Raw genomic sequence first — 1,113 nt, 5'->3', positions numbered from 1 at the left:
CGCTTGCTCCATGTCCTCAGCACGCAGCGCTGCTTCAATGGCGTAAAGGTAAACCCACGCCGTTGCCGCGAACGGTTGTTGATTGAAGCTCGGTTCATCAAGCAGAGTCAGGTACAGCCCGTACCCACGCCCAAAGTGATTAAACCTATCCGGAAGCGAAGTGTAAGTGGTGGCCGCCATCGCAGTGGCCAATTGATATTCTGGTAGCCCTTGTAAACGCTGCTGCTCTTGAATCGGCATAGGTTGATTTGCCATTAAATCCAAACCTTTCTGAATGGTGGCAAGCCCACGTTCAGTGAACTTCATCTTGTTCCATGGCATAAAAGCATCGCGCCCTTGCAAGGTTTCACTGCTGCCAAGGTAAACCCATGTCACAGGCGTAGCGCCTTGCTTTTGAACTAATTGTGAAAGCTCGTCATGTACAGTATCCACCAAACCCGTGTCGCCCTGTGCGGCTTGGTTAAAGCGAGTTAGTAACTGCTCAGTAGGGTTTGCCAACGCCAAGCTGCTACTCAAGGTAAACGCTGCCAATGCCGCGCCGAGCAAGGTTGTGGCTCTGGATAAATGAAGATTGAAAACCATCATGGTGACTGTCCTTAGTTGAACGTGATTTGATGGTTTCAGATTACGCCATCGCTTCATAGTCAGCTGTAGGATGCGACCAATGGTATTTTTAGGGAGTAAATGGGCGTGAGCGGCGATAAATGGTTTTGAGTCAAAACACAATAACATCCGAGCGAGATATCAATTATTGCTGGATTCAACACTAAGTACGATAAAAAGAGTGGCGAAAATATCAAGGCTGGTGTATTTATCCTCTTCACAACATTCCCAGTCGACGTACCACAACAGATGATGCTGCACCTCCTTTCTCGCACTCCTTTGCGCCGCATCTGTGAACAGGCCTGTTGTGCTTTAACTTTCAACAAATCTAAGAAAGCCAACATACCCGACCTATTGGATTCTTAGCATCGGAATAGTTTGAACTCTCTTGAGTTCTGGTTGTTTTCGCTCTTTTGAGAGCGTTTTTAGGTTGTAGTAAATGAACAAGCGTTTATTTCCAAGAATCGATTTGCCACTTTTGATGGCGATAATTCCGATCATGTTATTGAG

1 protein-coding gene is annotated in these 1,113 nt (G+C 46.6%); it reads right to left on the bottom strand.

Annotated features, from left to right (window positions below; genetic code table 11):
• On the bottom strand, positions 1-585 hold a 585-nt coding region (locus tag R7D93_RS25895), incomplete at its 3' end, for a hypothetical protein (RefSeq protein ID WP_318129632.1).
• Between the last annotated feature and the right edge of the window lie 528 nt (positions 586-1,113).

Source organism: Vibrio sp. YT-15 (assembly GCF_033337445.1).
Classification (GTDB): Bacteria; Pseudomonadota; Gammaproteobacteria; order Enterobacterales; family Vibrionaceae; genus Vibrio; species Vibrio alginolyticus.
The sequence above is the reverse complement of the archived record's forward strand: the minus strand, read 5'-3'. Positions and strand labels throughout refer to the sequence as shown.